The following is a 14,949-nucleotide window of genomic DNA, read 5'->3' on the forward strand; positions in this document are numbered from 1 at the left end:
GGCGGCCATGAGCACCGACTCGCCGGGTTCCCGCCTGCACATCCCGATCCACCTCCGTTGGGGCGATCTGGATGCGTTCAACCACGTCAACAACACCTCGATGCTCAAGCTGCTCGAGGAGGCGCGCGTCCGCGCGTTCTGGCGTGCGGGACCCGGCGAGGAGGCGCCGTCCACCGCCGTCCTCGACTCCGGGATCGAGGAGGGCATCCTGACGCTCATCGCGCGGCAGGAGATCGAGTACCTCGCTCCGGTTCCGTACCAGCGGCGCCCGCTCGAGGTGCAGATGTGGTTCGGGAAGCTCGGCGGGTCCAGCGTCGAGGTCTGCTACGAGGTGCACAACGACCCGGCCGCCGAGCCGCGTGAGCTCTACGCGCGATCCACGGCCATCATCGTGCTCGTCGACGCGGGCACGGGACGGCCGACACGCCTGACAGCGGAGATGCGCGAGGCGTGGGAGCCGTACGTCGGTCCCTCCATCGAGTACGCACACCGCTGAGCGCAGCGTCAGCGATCCTCGGGAACCCGGATCATGATCTCCTGAGCGACGCTCGCCACGAGCGTGCCCTCTCGGGTGTACACGCGCCCCGTGGCCAGACCGCGACCGCCGCGGGCGCTCGGCGACTCCTGCACATAGAGGAGCCACTCGTCCACGCGCGCCGGGCGGTGCCACCACATCGCGTGGTCCAGGCTCGCGACCTTCAGGCCGGGAAGTGACCAGGAGACCCCGTGAGCGCGCAGGATCGACTCCTGGATCGTCATGTCGCTGAGGTAGGCCAGGGCGGCCCGGTGCAGCCGCTGGTCGTCGGGGAGCGGGGCGCGCAGTCGCATCCACACCGCCTGCCGGGGGACCCGTTCGTCATCGTTCGGAAGGTAGAGGGGGGAGTCGACGTGCCGGATGTCCGCCGCACGCTCGCTCAGCATGCGTCGCGCACCTCCGGCGAGTCCGGGCACACGGTCCTCATCGGGGGCGAGGTCTTCCGGGACGGGCACACCGGCGGGCATGGGCTCCGCGTGCTCTACCCCGGGGTCGGCATCCTGGAACGAGGCGATCATCGAGAAGATCGGCACGCCGTTCTGGTACGCCTGGGTGCGGCGAGTGGAGAATGAACGTCCGTCGTGGATCCGGTCGACGGCGATGGTGATCCCCTGGCTCGCATCGCCGGGACGGAGGAAGTAGCCGTGCATCGAGTGGACGGCGCGGTCCTCCGGCAGCGTGCGCTCGGCGGCCACGAGGGTCTGCGCGAGCACCTGTCCGCCGTAGATGCGGCCGCTCGGCATCGGGTGCGACGAGCCCGTGAAGATGTCCTCGGTGGTCCGCGCCTGGGTGGCGTCAAGGTCGAGGACGTCGAGAAGACGCTCCACGGTCTGGATGGCGTGCTCGTCGGCGCTCATGTGTTCCCCTCCGCGGCCCGGGGTCGCCGCTCGTTGGTAGTTTAGAACGCGTGACCCCTCAGCTCCTGCTCGCCGATCCGGACACGGCGAAGGATGTCCTCACGTTCACGGGCCGCGCGGCCCGGGTGTCCGACGAGGGTGTGCGTCTCCAGGCTCATCAGGGCGTCCTGGCGCTCACCACGGCGGTCCTCGCGCCTCAGGGGCTCTTCGATCAGACGCCGACGATCCTTGCCATGCGCATCGTCCGTGCCGACCCGGAACTCGAGTGCGACCTCGTGATCGACGCCCTGAGGTCGACGGACGACCCGCAGCGCCTCGCTCTGCCGGAGACCGCTCTCTCGCCCGCGTGGGCCGGTGTCGCGCCCCCACGACAGGGGTGGGCGCTGGAGTCGACCCTTCCCGCCTCCGTCATCGCGCAGCGCGCGCAGTGGGGCATCTCCGCGGTCGCGCACGGCGCGGGACCGGGATCCGGCGAAGAGGCAGTGCGTGCGCTCCGCGCGGCGATCTGGGGCGAGCCGGACGACGACCTCGGCGGCCTGCCGCGCGGCGTCGCTTTCGCGGCAGACGCGCTCGGCTTCATCTCCGGCGAAGAGGACGTGCCCGTGACGCGTTCCGGTCGTTGGACGCGGCTCGCGTTCCGCCGCGGCCACGTGCTCGCCCGCGGTCCCGTGGCCTCCGGGCTGACCAGCGTGCGAGCCACCGGCACCCGGGCCTGACGGGACCACGGGACCGGCGGGCAGCTCCGGATCAGCCGAGGGCAGCCGCTGCGAGTCCGGCCTGACGGCCGGAGAACAGGCACCCGCCGAGGAACGTGCCCTCCAGGGCTCGGTAGCCGTGCGCGCCTCCGCCGCCGAAGCCGCTGGCCTCGCCCGCGGCGAAGAGACCGGGAATCGGCGCGCCGCTTCCATCCAGGGCGCGACCGTCGAGATCCGTGTTGATCCCCCCGAGGGACTTCCTGGTGAGCACGTGCAGCTTGACGGCGATCAGCGGCCCGGCGGCGGGGTCCTGGAGCCGATGCGGGGCCGCGGTGCGGATGAGCTTGTCCCCGCGATAGGCCCGCATCGAGCGCAGCATGCCGATCTGCGGGTCCTTGCTGAAGTCGTTGGCCATCTCCCGGTCGCGGGCGACCACCTCGCGGCGCACGGCCTCGATGTCCAGGAGCTCGCCCCCGGGGTGGGCCGCCATCTGCTCCAGCAAGGACTCCAGGTCGTTCTCGACGATGAAGTCCTCGCCCTCGTCGAGGAACGACTGCACGGGTCCGGTCGGCCCTTTCGCGAGGCGGGACTTGAGGAGCAGCGCCACGTCCTTGCCGGTGAGATCCGGGTTCTGCTCGCTGCCGGACAGCGCGAACTCCTTCTCCACGATCTGCCGCGAGGTCACGAACCAGGAGTGGTCGTGGCCCGTCCGCCGCAGGTACTCGAGCGTGCCGAGGGTGTCGAAGCCGGGGAAGAGCGGAACGGGGAGCCGGTGTCCGGTCGCGTCGAGCCACAGCGACGAGGGGCCGGGCAGGATGCGGATGCCGTGCTGCGGCCACACCGGGTCCCAGTTGGTGATGCCTTCCACGTAGTGCCACATCCGGTCGCCGTTGATGAGGCGGGCTCCGGCGGCGGCGCTCACGCTCTGCATCGAGCCGTCGACATAGGCGGGCACGCCGGAGAGCATGTGCGCCGGGGGAGTGCCGAGGCGCGAGGGCCAGGCCGCGCGGACGAGGTCATGGTTTCCGCCGATGCCCCCGGAGGCCACGATCGTCGCCGTCGCGTCGATCTCGAACGCGCCGATCACGTCTCGGGACGAGGGGACGCCCCGGGCGGCACCGTCCGACGCCAGCACGCTCCCGCGGGCACCGGTCACGCGCCCGCCGGTGAGGACGAGTTCCTCGACGCGGTGTCGGGCGAGGACGGTGAGCCGTCCCTCGCGCTCTCCCTGCTCGACGGCGGCCGCGAACGGGGCGACGATCCCCGGCCCGGTGCCCCAGGTGATGTGGAAGCGAGGGACCGAGTTCCCCGGACCGAGGGCGCCGTAGCCGCCCCGCTCGGCCCAGCCGACAACCGGGAAGAAGCCGACGCCGCGGGCGCGGAGCCACGAGCGCTTCTCGCCGGCCGCGAACTGCAGATAGGCCTCTGCCCAGCGCCGGGGCCACTCGTCCTCGGGGCGGTCGAATCCGGCGGTGCCGAACCAGTCCTGGGTCGCGAGCTCGAGCGAGTCGGTGATGCCGAGGCGGCGCTGTTCCGGAGAATCCACGAGGAACAGCCCGCCGAAGGACCACCACGCCTGCCCGCCCAGGTTCGTCCGCGGTTCCTGGTCCACGATGACGACCCGACGTCCGGCCTCGAGGGCTTCCGCGGCGGCGACGAGACCGGCCAACCCCCAACCGATCACCAGGACGTCTGCGGTCGGGGGTGTGGTCGTCATGGGGTCTCCGTTGATTCCTGACGGGAGCGGGTCTCCAGGGTCGTGCGCCCCTGGGGTGCCGTGCCGATGCCGGACGGCTCGAATGTGTTCACCATGGCATAGGCGGCGCGCTCCAGGTAGTCCCAGAGAGTGGTTTCGTGCAACGGGGACAATTGCGCCTCGTCCACGGCCGTGCGCATATGACGAAGCCAACGATCCCGGGCGTCGGGGTCGACCCGGAAGGGCATGTGACGCATCCGCAGGCGGGGATGGCCGCGGGTCTCGCCGTAGGTGCTCGGGCCGCCCCAGTACTGCTCGAGGAACAGGAGCAGGCGCTCCTCGGCCGGACCGAGGTCCTCCTCCGGATACATCGGCTTGAGCACGGGGTCGAGGGCCACCTCGCGATAGAACACCGAGACGATCTTCGCGAACGTCTCGCGCCCACCGACCTCGTCGTAGAACGTCACTTGTCTGCACTCCCGTCGCCGCCGGTGTTCTTCTTGCGCCGCCAGATGCCGCGATCCGGGATGACGGGCACCCCGGTGACGGCGTTGGGGCGCGTCTTCGGCGGGTTGGCGCCCCGGACGCGGCGCGCACCCTCCAATCCGGTGGGCACGACGTCCGCGAGACGCGGCACGTCGATCTCCTTCTCCAGCAGAGCGGCTCGGAGACGGCGTCGGAGCTCCTGCGCCACGTCGTCGCGCGCGTTCGCCCTGGTCTTGATGACGGCGCGCACCACGAGGGCGTCGCCGTCCACCGACTCCAGGCCCCACAGCTCCGGCTTCTCCACGATGCGGGTGCGCCACTTCGGGTCTTTCGCCAGGCCCTGCGCCGTCTCCAGCAGGATGTGCTCGACCTGTTCGAGGTCGGAATCCGGCGCCACACCGATGTCGACGATCGCGCGCGCCCAGCCCTGCGACATGTTCCCGATCCGGGTCACTTCGCCGTTGCGCACGTACCAGAGGGTCCCGTTCACGTCCCGCACCTGGGTCACGCGCACACTGACGTACTCGACGACGCCGCTCGCCAGCCCGAGGTCGACGACGTCGCCGATGCCGATCTGGTCCTCGGCGACGAGGAAGATGCCGTTCAGCACGTCTTTGACGATGTTCTGGGCACCGAAACCGAGGCCGGCACCGACCGCCGCCGTGAGAAGGGTGAGCGATCCGAGGAGAGCATTGTCGATCGCGTTGACGATGAGGATGATCGCGATGATCACGAGCATCACGTTGACGATGTTCTGCAGGATGGTGCCGAGTGTGCGTGTGCGCTGGACCAGTCGCATGTCGGCCAGCGGGGAGCGTTCGAGTGCCTGGGTGTCGTCGACGGCGGCCTTGTTCTTGGCGGTGTCGACGATGCGGTGCACGACCCGCCTGATCACCCGGCGCAGTACGAGCGCGATGAGGACGCAGGCGCCGATGATCAGGGCGATCTGCAGGAGCTTGCCGCCGACCGTGGTCAGCAGCGTGAGCATGTCCTCCACCCATGGGGGGAGCTCGGTCGGCGTCGGCGTGGGGGTCGTCTCAGCGGAAATCAGCATCGTCTCGATGGTACCGAGAGGGCCTCTGCGCCGGCTGGAAGAGCGGCGGCAGAGGCCCGTGTCGGTGTCAGCGGTGGAGGGTCAGTCCTCGGCGTCGCGGGACTGCGCGGCGAGGGCGCGCTCCACGTCCGCGAGGTTCTCCAGCACGAGACGGCGCAGAGCGGGCGGCGCGTCCTGGTGCTCGGAGAGCCAGCCCCGCGTCGCGTCGCGCAGCGCGACGTCGGCGAGAGCGGTGGGAAAGAGCCCGACGATCAGGTACTGCGCGATCTGGTAGGTCCGCGACTCCCACACCGGCAGGAGCATGTCGAAGTACTGCGGCACGAAGGCGCCCAGCACCTCCGCACCCGCCGGGTGGACGAAGCCGAGCGCCGCCGAGCGGACAATCGTGTTCGGGGCGTCGTCGCGCGCGATCAGCGCATCCCAGGCCTCCTGCTTCGCGGCCGCGTCCGGAAGAGCGGCGCGCGCCTGCGCGGCGAACTCCGCACCCTTCGCGGTGTTATCGGCGGCGAGCGCGGCGTCGATGGCCCCGGCGTCGGTCGCACCGATCGTCGCGAGGCCGACGAGCAGCTGCCAGCCCAGGTCGGCGTCCACGTCGAGCCCGGGGAGCGTCTCCTCACCCGAGCGCAGACGCCCGACGATGCCGGCGTGCTCCGGTGTCACCAGGTTGTTCGCGAAGGCGGTGACGAACTGGAGCTGGCTGTCGCTGCCGGCCTCCGCCGACTCGGCGAGTGCCCAGAGGCCATCCGCCACCTTCAGCCGTGCGGCTTCGCGCTCCGCCGGGGCGACATACAGGGTCGCGGCCGTGCGCAGCTGCGCGAGGGTGGTGCGGACCGTGGTGGACTCGGTCTCCCGGCCGATGTTGCCGAGAACGAGGTCGATGTAGTCGGACGCCGCCGTCTCCGCGTCGCGGGTCTGGTCCCAGGCTGCTCCCCAGACGAGCGAGCGGGCGAGGGGATCGTGGATGTCGGCGAGGTGGGCGATCGCGGTCGCGAGCGACTTCTCGTCGAGACGGATCTTCGCGTACGCGAGGTCGTCGTCGTTGAGGAGGATGAGGTCGGGACGGTCGAGGCCCTGGAGCTCGGGGACCTCGGTGCGGTCGCCGTCCACGTCGACCTCGATGTGATGGGTGCGCGTGAGCGCGCCGTCCTGCAGCGAGTAGAAGCCGATGCCGAGACGGTGCGGACGGATGGTCGGGTAGTCGGCCGGAGCCGTCTGGGTGATGGCGAAGCGCGAGATCCTGCCGTTGTCGTCCTCGGCCACGACGGGCTCGAGGGTGTTCACCCCGGCCGTCTCCAGCCACTTCTTCGACCAGGTGCCGAGATCGCGGCCGCTCGTGGCCTCCAGCTCCGTCAGGAGGTCGCTGAGCTCGGTGTTGCCCCAGGAGTGCTTCTGGAAGTACTGCGAGACACCGGCGAAGAACGCCTCGATGCCGACCCACGCGGCGAGCTGCTTGAGGACCGAGCCGCCCTTGGCGTAGGTGATGCCGTCGAAGTTGACCTGCACGTCCTCGAGGTCGTTGATCTCGGCGACGATCGGGTGCGTGGAGGGGAGCTGGTCCTGGCGGTAGGCCCAGGTCTTCTCCATCGCGTTGAAGGTGGTCCAGGCCTCGGTCCACTCGGTCGCCTCGGCCGTCGCGATGGTGGACGCCCACTCCGCGAACGACTCGTTGAGCCAGAGGTCGTTCCACCACTTCATGGTGACGAGATCGCCGAACCACATGTGGGCGAGCTCGTGCAGGATCGTCACGACGCGACGCTCCTTGACGGCGTCGGTGACCTTGCTGCGGAAGACATACGTCTCGGTGAACGTCACCGCTCCCGCGTTCTCCATCGCGCCGGCGTTGAACTCGGGCACGAAGAGCTGGTCGTACTTGGCGAACGGGTACGGCACGCCGAACTTCGACTCGAAGTAGGCGAAGCCCTCACGGGTCTTGTCGAAGATGTAGTCGGCGTCCAGGTGCTGCCAGAGGCTCTTGCGTCCGTAGACGCCGAGCGGGATCACGCGGCCCGAGGCGCTGGTGAGCTCCGAGAAGGTGGCCTCGTACGGTCCGGCGACGAGGGCCGTGATGTAGGAGGAGATCCGGGGCGTGGGCTCGAAGCCCCAGGTGGCCGAGACCCCGTCGTCGTGGACGATGGGCTCCGGGGTGGGGGAGTTGGAGACGACCTTCCACTCCGCAGGGGCGGTCACCGTGAACTGGAAGGTGGCCTTGAGGTCGGGCTGCTCGAAGACGGCGAACACGCGACGGGAGTCGGGCACCTCGAACTGCGAGTAGAGGTACACCTCGCCGTCCACCGGGTCGACGAAGCGGTGCAGACCCTCGCCGGTGTTGGTGTACAGGCAGTCGGCGTCGACGACGAGGACGTTCTCCTCCTGCAGCCCGGCGAGTGCGATCCGGGAGTCGGCGAAGACCTCGCGCGGGTCGAGCTGCTCTCCGTTGAGCGAGATCTCGCGCACGTCGCGGGCGATGAGGTCGATGAAGGTGAAGCTGTCGGGGGACGCGGAGAAGCGCACGACGCTCCGGGAGCCGAAGACCTCGGCGCCCTTGGTCAGATCGAGGGCGACCTCATAGGAGTGCGTGTCGACGACGTCGCGGCGCTCCTGCGCTTCGATTCGGGTGAGGTTCTCTCCAGGCAAAGCTGTACTCCCAGGGGTGAGGGGATGTAACCGGGGGTCGGCGCAGTTGGCGCCGACGGCAACCATGACAGCCTACGCCAGAGCGACGCGCGCGCCGTCGATCCTCACGAACCGGGGATAGTCACGGTCGTGCGGACGCTCGTCGTCCGCGGAGATGGGAAGATGGAGGGGTGACCGCGATCGAGCCGAATGTCGTTCCCTTTGCCTCGCCCGCCGCTGCCGGCGGCGACCCCTATGTGACCACGCCCGTCGCCTACGACGCCATCCTCTTGGCGAGCTTCGGCGGCCCGGAGGGCCAGGAGGACGTGATCCCCTTCCTCCGGAACGTGACGCGTGGTCGGGGCATCCCGGACGAGCGGCTGGAGGAGGTCGCGCACCACTACCGTCACTTCGGCGGCGTGAGCCCGATCAACGGCCAGAACCGCGTGCTCAAGGAGGCGCTGGAGAAGGCGCTCGTGGCCCGGGGGATCGACCTCCCGGTGTACTGGGGCAACCGCAACTGGGGTCCGTACCTCGAGGACGTGCTCCCCGAGGCGTCGGCCAACGGCCACACCACCCTCCTCGCCTTCGCAACGAGCGCCTACAGTTCGTTCTCCAGTTGCCGCCAGTACCGCGAGGACTTCGCCCGCGTGCTGACCGACACCGGCCTCGGCGAGACGGTCACCATCGACAAGATCCGTCCCTTCTACGACCACCCCGGCTTCGTCGAGGCCTTCGAGGCGGGCGTGCGGGAGTCGGTGCAGGGCTACCTCGACCAGGGGTTCGCGCCGACCGAGATCCAGGTCCTCTTCTCCACGCACAGCATCCCGACCGCCGACGCCGAGCGCTCCGGCGCCCGCGACATCGACTGGGGCGAGGGCGGGGCCTACGCCGCCCAGCACCTCGCCGTGTCGGAATGGACGATGGAGCAGGTGCGGGCCGCCGTCCCGGGAGCCGCCGACGTGCCCTGGGAGCTGGTCTACCAGTCGCGTTCCGGCCCCGCGTCGCAGCCCTGGCTGGAGCCCGACGTCTGCGACGTGATCGCGGAGCTCCCGGCGCGCGGTCGCAAGGCGGTCATCGTGGTCCCCGTCGGCTTCATGAGCGACCACATGGAGGTCCTCTGGGATCTCGACACCGAGGCCGCCGAGGCCGCGGAGGAGGCGGGCCTCGCCTTCGTCCGCACGCCGACGCCCGGTGTCCGCGAGGCTTTCGTTGAGGGCATCGTCGACCTCATCGAGGAGCGCCTGCAGGGTCGCCCGAACGCGGAGCGTCCGCACGTCACTGATCTGCCCGGTGCGTTCGACGTCTGCCGTCCCGGGTGCTGCGAGAACGTGCGCGCGGGGTTCAAGCCCGCGGCTGCCGGCATCGCCCCCTGAGTCGCGGACGGAGCGGATCCTAGGATGGAGAACATGCGCATCCACATCGCCACCGATCACGCCGGACTCGAGTTCTCGACCCAGCTGCAGGAGCATCTCCGCGCCGCGGGGCACGAGGTGATCGACCACGGTCCGGTGGAGTACGACGCGCTCGACGACTACCCGGCCTTCTGCATCCGGGCGGCGCAGGCCGTCGTCGTCGATCAGGCGACAGGGGTGCCGGCGCTCGGGGTCGTCTTCGGGGGCTCGGGCAACGGCGAGCAGATCGCCGCGAACAAGGTCGCCGGGGTCCGCGCAGCGCTCGTCTGGAACCTCTCCACGGCCGAGCTCGCGCGGGAGCACAACGACGCGAACGTCATCTCCATCGGAGCTCGTCAGCACACCTACGACGAGGTCACGGCGTTCATCGACCGGTTCATCGCCACGCCGTTCTCCGGCGACGAGCGGCACGTCCGGCGCATCGGACAGATCGCCGACTTCGAGCGCGACGGCTCGCTCCTCCCGGACCCCCGAGCCTGACATGCCCGAGGGACATTCCGTCCACCGCATCGCGCGGCAGTTCGATCGCAACTTCGTCGGCAAGACGATGAGCGCCTCCAGCCCGCAGGGACGCTTCGCCGAGGGCGCCGCGGTGCTCGACGGACGCCAGGCCGTGAGCGTGCAGGCCGTGGGCAAGCAGATGTTCCTCGAGGCGGAGGGTGACCTCTGGCTGCGCGTGCATCTCGGTCTCTACGGTGCCTGGGATTTCGCGGGGGAGATCCTCGTCGACCCCACCATCGCGTCGGCCAACGGCAGGATGGGCCAGACCAATCAGCGCGGCACCACTCTCGACGAGGCGATCCTCGACGACGCGGGGGAGAACTCCCTCGCCTCGATCGGGGCGCCGCGGCGCGCCAGGGTCCACGTGCGGATGTCCGAGCAGACCAAGGGGCTGACCGACGAGGTCGACGAATGGCCGCCGCCCGTGGTGGGTCAGGTGCGGCTGCGCCTCATGACCGACATCACGGTGGCCGACCTGCGCGGTCCCACCGCCTGCGTGTTGCAGACTCCCGAGGAGATGCTGGCGACGGTGGCCAAGCTCGGTCCCGATCCGCTCGTCGGCGATCCGGCGGAGAACGAGGAGCGGTTCGTCCGCGCCGTGCGGAAGAAGCCGACCCCGATCGCGCTGCTGCTGATGGACCAGGCGGTCGTCAGCGGCATCGGCAACGTGTACCGCGCCGAGATGCTCTACCGGCAGCGGCTGAACCCGCACACGCCCGGCCGCGACGTCCCGGAGGATGTCGTCAGGGCGCTCTGGCATGACTGGGTGCGACTGCTGGCCATCGGCGTGGAGACGGGTCAGATGATGACCATGGACGGGCTGTCTCCCGAGCAGTACCGCGCCGCGATGGCGAGCCGCGACGATCGTCACTGGGTCTACCACCGGGCCGGCCTGCCGTGCCGGGTCTGCGGGACCGAGATCGCGCTGGAGGAGATCGGCGCCCGCAAGCTGTACTGGTGCCCGCGCTGTCAGGCCTGAGGGCGGGATCCCCGGGGCTCCCGCCGCTCTAGGCTGGGATCCATGCGACAGAATCCGAGCTTCACGCTCGCCGATGTGGCCGAGATCCGCCGCGTCATCGACGCCAACCCGTGGGCGACGGTGGTGAGTGCGCCTGAGGACGGTCTGGTCGCCTCGCACTATGCCGTCCTCCTCGACGACGACCGCGATGATCTGACGGTCGTGGGGCACGTGGGCCGCCCGGACGACGCCATCCACGGCCTGGGGGAGCGGGAGATCCTGCTCGCCTTCCAGGGGCCGCACGGGTACGTCTCCCCGGGCTGGTACGGCGACGTTCCCGCGGTCCCGACCTGGAACTACACCGCGGTGCACCTGTCGGGCGTTCCCGAGATCCTCAGCACCGCGGAGAACCTCCGTGTGCTCGATGCCCTGGTCGCGCGGTTCGAGTCGCGGCTGCCCGACCCGCGCCTGATGTGGGAGCGTCCGAACGACGCGGCCTTCATCGAAAGACTCGAATCCGGAACGGTCGGCTTCCGCCTCACCCCGACGAAGGTCGTCGCCAAGCGGAAGCTGAGCCAGAACAAGCCCGCGGAGACCATCGAGGCGGTGATCGCGGCGCTGCATGCCGAAGGGCCGTATGCGAACGCCGCCCTCGCCGCGGAGATGCGTCGTGCACAGGACGCACGGACGGGTGGAAGGGCGTGAGCGCCCTCGGAGTCGAGGTCGGAACGGTCCGTGCCGTCCGCCCCGTCGGTCCGGGGCGGGAGTTCCTGCTGGATGATGAGCCGGTCGACCTCCACCTCGCCGACGGACGCATCGTCGACATCGCGCCGACCGGGGCCCTGCCGGCGCGCGGCGAGGTCATCGAGGCCGACGGTGCCTGGGCGGTGCCGGGGCTCTGGGACAACCATGTGCACACTGTGCAGTGGGCCCTCGCCGCGGAGCGCGTGCCGCTCGGCGCGGCGGACTCGGCCGCCGGGGCCGCGAGGTTGATGCGCGACGCGCCCGTGCTGCCGGACGGCCGACGGATCGGCACGGGGTTCCGGGACGCGCTGTGGCCGGATCGGCCATCCGTGGCCGCGCTCGATGCCGAGACGGGCGTCGTGCCCACCTACCTGATCAATGCGGACGTGCACAGCGTCTGGCTGAACTCGGCGGCCCTGGCGCGCGAAGGCTTCCGCGGAGACGACGGTCTGCTCCGCGAGGAGGACGCGTTCGAGATCTCCCGGCGGCTCAATGCCGTCGATCCTGCCCACAGCGATGAGGCGGTCATCCGCGCGGGGGCGGCCGCCGCGGCACGGGGCGTGACCGGTCTGGTCGACTTCGACATGGCGTGGAACGCCGATGCCTGGCCGCGACGGATCCTCGCGGGCTTCGCCGCGCACCGTGTCGAGTTCGCGTTCTACCCGGCGGATCTCGATCGGGCGATCGCCGCGGGCCTCCGCACGGGGGAGCGCCTTGCGGTGACGGATCCGACCGGGCTTGTCGGGTCCCTCGTGCGGGTCGGGTCGTTGAAGGTGATCAGCGACGGCTCGCTCGGCACCCGTACGGCGGCGTGCTCACACTCCTACCCCGGCGACCCCGCGAACTTCGGGGTGCTGACGGTGCCTCCGGACGAGCTCACGGCGCTGCTGACCACTGCGGCGGGAGCGGGGATCGAGGTCGCCGTGCACGCGATCGGCGATCGCGCCGTGACGGCGGCCCTCGACGCGTTCGGCGCTTCCGGTGCCACGGGGTCGATGGAGCACGCGCAACTGGTGCGGCACGCCGACCTCGCCCGATTCGGCCGGCTCGGGGTGCGCGCGAGCGTCCAACCCCAGCATGCGGTGGACGACCGCGACCTCGTCGAGCACCACTGGGCGGAGCAGACCGCGATCGGCTACCCGCTCGCCTCGCTGCTGTCGGCGGGTGCGGAGGTGCGCTTCGGCTCCGATGCGCCGGTCGCGCCGCTCGACCCCTGGCATTCGATCGCCGCGGCGGTCTGGCGGACCGACGACGACAGGGCCGCCTGGCATCCGGAGGAGCGGGTGACGCTGGATCAGGCCCTCGAAGCGAGTGTCCGCACGTCGCTCCGTCCCGGTCAGAGCGCAGACATCGTGCTCCTCGGGAGTGATCCTCGCACCGCTGACGCGGCGGGGCTCCGGACGATGCCCGTCACCACCACGCTGCTCGGCGGTCGCCTCACGCACCTCGCCTGAGGCAGCGCGCACACGACGAAGGGCGGCCCCGTAGGGAGCCGCCCTTCGTCGTGTACGTGGTGTCAGGCCGCGATGTGCGACACGAGGAACCAGCGGTCCTTCTCCAGCCCGCGCTGGATCTCGATCGCCACGTCCTGACTCGTGAGGTCGACCTCGTCGAGGCCCTCCACGGCCGCCTTCACATCGACGAGGATCGCGTCGATGTCGGCGATCACGGCGCGGATCAGCTCGTCCGACTGCGCGAAGCCGGCCGGAACGCCGGTGGCGCCTGCCTTCTCGGCGACGGCGTTCACGCGCGCGTCGATCGGAAGGCCCAGAGCGACGATGCGCTCGGCGGCAGTGTCGGCGAAGTCTCCGGCGTGGGCGACGATCGTGTCGAGCAGCTCGTGCACGCCGACGAAGTTGGCGCCGCGGACGTGCCAGTGCGCCTGCTTGCCGTTGACGGTCAGCGCCTGGAGGCCGAGGACGACGGGGGAGAGGAACTGCGCCGCACCGGCGGCCACAGTCGGGTCGATGGCGGTGGTGGAAACGGTCTGGGCCTTGCTCATCTTCTTGCTCCTCCGAATGAAGTTCTCTGTCTGACGAGTACAACGTTACTCAGGCTCAGGCATTCCGCAAGGAAGCTGAGGCTCCACTCACTTCCGCGTGATTCCGGGGGAGTGAGGGTAGTCTCGCCTCATGAGCATCGCTGCCGGAGCCTCCGTCCTCGCCCTCCCGGATCGCACCCCCGAGCTCGACGACACCGCCTTCGTCGCTGATGGCGCGCGCATCGTCGGCGCGGTGTCTCTCGGAGCCGGTGCCAGCATCTGGTACAACGCGGTGCTCCGCGGTGACTCCTCGCCGATCGTCATCGGACCGGGCAGCAACGTGCAGGACAACGTGTCGATCCACGTCGACGCCGGGCATCCCGTCCTCGTCGGGTCACGGGTGTCGATCGGGCACAACGCTGTCGTGCACGGCTGCACGATCGGTGACGGCTCTCTCATCGGGATGGGGGCCGTCGTCCTCAGCGGCGCCGTGATCGGAGAGGGCTGCCTGATCGCCGGCGGTGCCGTCGTGCTGGGTGGGACCGAGGTGCCGCCGGGTTCCCTCGTGGCAGGCGTGCCGGCGAAGGTGCGCAGGGCGCTCTCCGACGACGAACGCGCCGCGCTGCTGGCGAATGCCGCGATCTACCTGGAACACGTGGCCACGCACACGCAGGCGAGCGAGGCGTGAGACCTCCCCCCGCTAGGCTGGGCGGTACGGGGCGGTGGCCAAGCTGGTTAAGGCAGTGGGCTCATAACCCAACGATCGTCGGTTCAAGTCCGACCCGCCCTACTCCCTGGCCTCGTCTGTCGTAATCGTCGCGGCGCTCTCCTGTCTCTTCTCTGGAGGTCTCGACGCCCGTCAGCCTCCGGATCGGAGCAGGAGCCATGTCGACCACGAGTGTGCCGAACGCGGGGACGCGTCGTCGGATCGAGGATGTGGGGCAGTTCGCGTTGCGTCTCGCGATCGCGGCGAGTTTCGCCCTCGCCGTCGCCGACCGTTTCGGCGTCCTCGGCGGCCCGGGGGCAGATGGTGTGTCGTGGGGCTCGTGGACGATCTTCCGTGCGTACACCGCGCAGCTCGTCCCTGTCCCCGTCGACGTGGTGGTGGACACGGCGGCCGTGCTGGCGACGGCTCTGGAGACCATCCTCGCCCTGCTTCTGGCCGTCGGGCTGTGGACCCGGATCGCGGCGGGAGTCGCTGCGCTGCTCACGGCGACGTTCGGGGTGACGATGCTCGTCTTCCTCGGACCGCTTGCGTCGTTCCGGTACCCGGTCTTCGTCTTCACAGCCGCCGCGATCCTGCTCGCGGGGCTGAAGCGCTACCGGTGGAGCATCGATGCGCTGCGAAAGGAGGTGCCGGGAGCGGGGAGAGACAACGATGCCCCCGGCACCAGGTAGACGGCGAATGCCTCTA

15 protein-coding genes and 1 tRNA gene are annotated in these 14,949 nt (G+C 70.2%); 10 read left to right on the forward strand and 6 right to left on the reverse strand.

Features of this window, described 5'->3' with window-relative positions; translation table 11 throughout:
* The first annotated feature begins 7 nt into the window (after positions 1 to 7).
* Entirely contained in the window at positions 8 to 496 is a 489-nt protein-coding gene (locus tag IZR02_RS07815; RefSeq protein WP_025103392.1) for an acyl-CoA thioesterase, read from the forward strand.
* Between the two features lie 8 nt (positions 497 to 504).
* Here IZR02_RS07815 and IZR02_RS07820 read toward each other — a convergent pair whose 3' ends face one another.
* Complete coding sequence (locus IZR02_RS07820; RefSeq protein WP_025103393.1) at positions 505 to 1,392, reverse strand: acyl-CoA thioesterase; 888 nt, start codon at positions 1,390 to 1,392, stop codon at positions 505 to 507.
* Positions 1,393 to 1,442: 50 nt separating this feature from the next.
* Here IZR02_RS07820 and IZR02_RS07825 point away from each other — a divergent pair, with 50 nt between their 5' ends.
* Complete coding sequence (locus tag IZR02_RS07825) at positions 1,443 to 2,108, forward strand: hypothetical protein (protein ID WP_025103394.1); 666 nt, start codon at positions 1,443 to 1,445, stop codon at positions 2,106 to 2,108.
* 31 nt (positions 2,109 to 2,139) lie between these two features.
* Here the strand turns inward: IZR02_RS07825 and IZR02_RS07830 are convergent, their stop codons facing one another.
* From IZR02_RS07830 to pepN, 4 genes are all read right to left on the reverse strand, one after another.
* The gene (locus tag IZR02_RS07830; protein WP_025103395.1) at positions 2,140 to 3,804 is read right to left on the reverse strand and encodes an FAD-binding dehydrogenase; all 1,665 of its coding nucleotides are present in this window, start codon (positions 3,802 to 3,804) and stop codon (positions 2,140 to 2,142) included.
* Positions 3,801 to 4,250, reverse strand: coding sequence for a globin (locus IZR02_RS07835; RefSeq protein WP_025103396.1), 450 nt, complete (start codon positions 4,248 to 4,250; stop codon positions 3,801 to 3,803). The genes IZR02_RS07830 and IZR02_RS07835 overlap by 4 nt, the downstream gene beginning before the upstream one ends.
* Positions 4,247 to 5,323: a mechanosensitive ion channel family protein gene (locus tag IZR02_RS07840; protein WP_025103397.1), complete on the reverse strand. Its 1,077-nt coding sequence runs from the start codon at positions 5,321 to 5,323 to the stop codon at positions 4,247 to 4,249. Before IZR02_RS07840 ends, IZR02_RS07835 begins: the two co-directional genes overlap by 4 nt.
* 81 nt (positions 5,324 to 5,404) lie before the next feature.
* Positions 5,405 to 7,957, reverse strand: coding sequence for an aminopeptidase N (gene pepN / locus IZR02_RS07845; RefSeq protein ID WP_025103398.1), 2,553 nt, complete (start codon positions 7,955 to 7,957; stop codon positions 5,405 to 5,407).
* A 170-nt stretch (positions 7,958 to 8,127) separates the two neighbouring features.
* On the opposite strand from pepN, the gene IZR02_RS07850 reads away from it, so the two are divergent.
* From IZR02_RS07850 to IZR02_RS07870, 5 genes are read left to right on the forward strand one after another with little or no spacing between them, the layout of a single operon-like run.
* A complete protein-coding gene (locus IZR02_RS07850) occupies positions 8,128 to 9,312 on the forward strand; it encodes a ferrochelatase (RefSeq protein WP_025103399.1) in 1,185 nt (394 codons plus the stop codon).
* A gap of 33 nt (positions 9,313 to 9,345) precedes the next feature.
* On the forward strand, positions 9,346 to 9,831 hold the full coding sequence (locus IZR02_RS07855; RefSeq protein WP_025103400.1) for a ribose-5-phosphate isomerase: 486 nt from the start codon (positions 9,346 to 9,348) through the stop codon (positions 9,829 to 9,831).
* 1 nt (position 9,832) lies between these two features.
* Positions 9,833 to 10,831: an Fpg/Nei family DNA glycosylase gene (locus tag IZR02_RS07860; protein WP_025103401.1), complete on the forward strand. Its 999-nt coding sequence runs from the start codon at positions 9,833 to 9,835 to the stop codon at positions 10,829 to 10,831.
* 42 nt (positions 10,832 to 10,873) lie between these two features.
* Positions 10,874 to 11,515 carry an FMN-binding negative transcriptional regulator gene (locus tag IZR02_RS07865; protein ID WP_025103402.1) on the forward strand — a complete coding sequence of 214 codons (642 nt, stop codon included), beginning with the start codon at positions 10,874 to 10,876 and terminating at the stop codon, positions 11,513 to 11,515.
* Positions 11,512 to 13,008: an amidohydrolase gene (locus tag IZR02_RS07870; RefSeq protein ID WP_025103403.1), complete on the forward strand. Its 1,497-nt coding sequence runs from the start codon at positions 11,512 to 11,514 to the stop codon at positions 13,006 to 13,008. Before IZR02_RS07865 ends, IZR02_RS07870 begins: the two co-directional genes overlap by 4 nt.
* A 62-nt stretch (positions 13,009 to 13,070) precedes the next feature.
* On the opposite strand, the gene IZR02_RS07875 is transcribed toward IZR02_RS07870, so the two are convergent.
* Positions 13,071 to 13,556, reverse strand: coding sequence for a Dps family protein (locus tag IZR02_RS07875; RefSeq protein WP_025103404.1), 486 nt, complete (start codon positions 13,554 to 13,556; stop codon positions 13,071 to 13,073).
* Positions 13,557 to 13,686: 130 nt separating this feature from the next.
* On the opposite strand from IZR02_RS07875, the gene IZR02_RS07880 reads away from it, so the two are divergent.
* The 3 genes from IZR02_RS07880 to IZR02_RS07890 all read left to right on the forward strand — a co-directional run bounded on the left by IZR02_RS07880 (position 13,687) and on the right by IZR02_RS07890 (position 14,933).
* The gene (locus tag IZR02_RS07880; RefSeq protein ID WP_025103405.1) at positions 13,687 to 14,223 is read left to right on the forward strand and encodes a gamma carbonic anhydrase family protein; all 537 of its coding nucleotides are present in this window, start codon (positions 13,687 to 13,689) and stop codon (positions 14,221 to 14,223) included.
* A gap of 28 nt (positions 14,224 to 14,251) precedes the next feature.
* Positions 14,252 to 14,325, forward strand: a tRNA-Ile gene (locus IZR02_RS07885).
* A 95-nt stretch (positions 14,326 to 14,420) separates the two neighbouring features.
* The gene (locus tag IZR02_RS07890) at positions 14,421 to 14,933 is read left to right on the forward strand and encodes a DoxX family membrane protein (RefSeq protein WP_025103406.1); all 513 of its coding nucleotides are present in this window, start codon (positions 14,421 to 14,423) and stop codon (positions 14,931 to 14,933) included.
* Positions 14,934 to 14,949 lie beyond the last annotated feature (16 nt).

This window comes from Microbacterium paraoxydans (assembly GCF_019056515.1).
GTDB lineage: Bacteria > Actinomycetota > Actinomycetes > Actinomycetales > Microbacteriaceae > Microbacterium.

Bases quoted from the DNA above. Each gene is read 5' to 3' on its own strand.
- IZR02_RS07815 (WP_025103392.1), top strand. From the start codon at position 8: ATGAGCACCGACTCGCCGGGTTCCCGCCTGCACATCCCGATCCACCTC.
- IZR02_RS07820 (WP_025103393.1), bottom strand. From the start codon at position 1,392: ATGAGCGCCGACGAGCACGCCATCCAGACCGTGGAGCGTCTTCTCGAC.
- IZR02_RS07830 (WP_025103395.1), bottom strand. From the start codon at position 3,804: ATGACGACCACACCCCCGACCGCAGACGTCCTGGTGATCGGTTGGGGG.
- IZR02_RS07840 (WP_025103397.1), bottom strand. From the start codon at position 5,323: ATGCTGATTTCCGCTGAGACGACCCCCACGCCGACGCCGACCGAGCTC.
- IZR02_RS07855 (WP_025103400.1), top strand. From the start codon at position 9,346: ATGCGCATCCACATCGCCACCGATCACGCCGGACTCGAGTTCTCGACC.
- IZR02_RS07860 (WP_025103401.1), top strand. From the start codon at position 9,833: ATGCCCGAGGGACATTCCGTCCACCGCATCGCGCGGCAGTTCGATCGC.
- IZR02_RS07865 (WP_025103402.1), top strand. From the start codon at position 10,874: ATGCGACAGAATCCGAGCTTCACGCTCGCCGATGTGGCCGAGATCCGC.
- IZR02_RS07875 (WP_025103404.1), bottom strand. From the start codon at position 13,556: ATGAGCAAGGCCCAGACCGTTTCCACCACCGCCATCGACCCGACTGTG.
- IZR02_RS07880 (WP_025103405.1), top strand. From the start codon at position 13,687: ATGAGCATCGCTGCCGGAGCCTCCGTCCTCGCCCTCCCGGATCGCACC.
- IZR02_RS07890 (WP_025103406.1), top strand. From the start codon at position 14,421: ATGTCGACCACGAGTGTGCCGAACGCGGGGACGCGTCGTCGGATCGAG.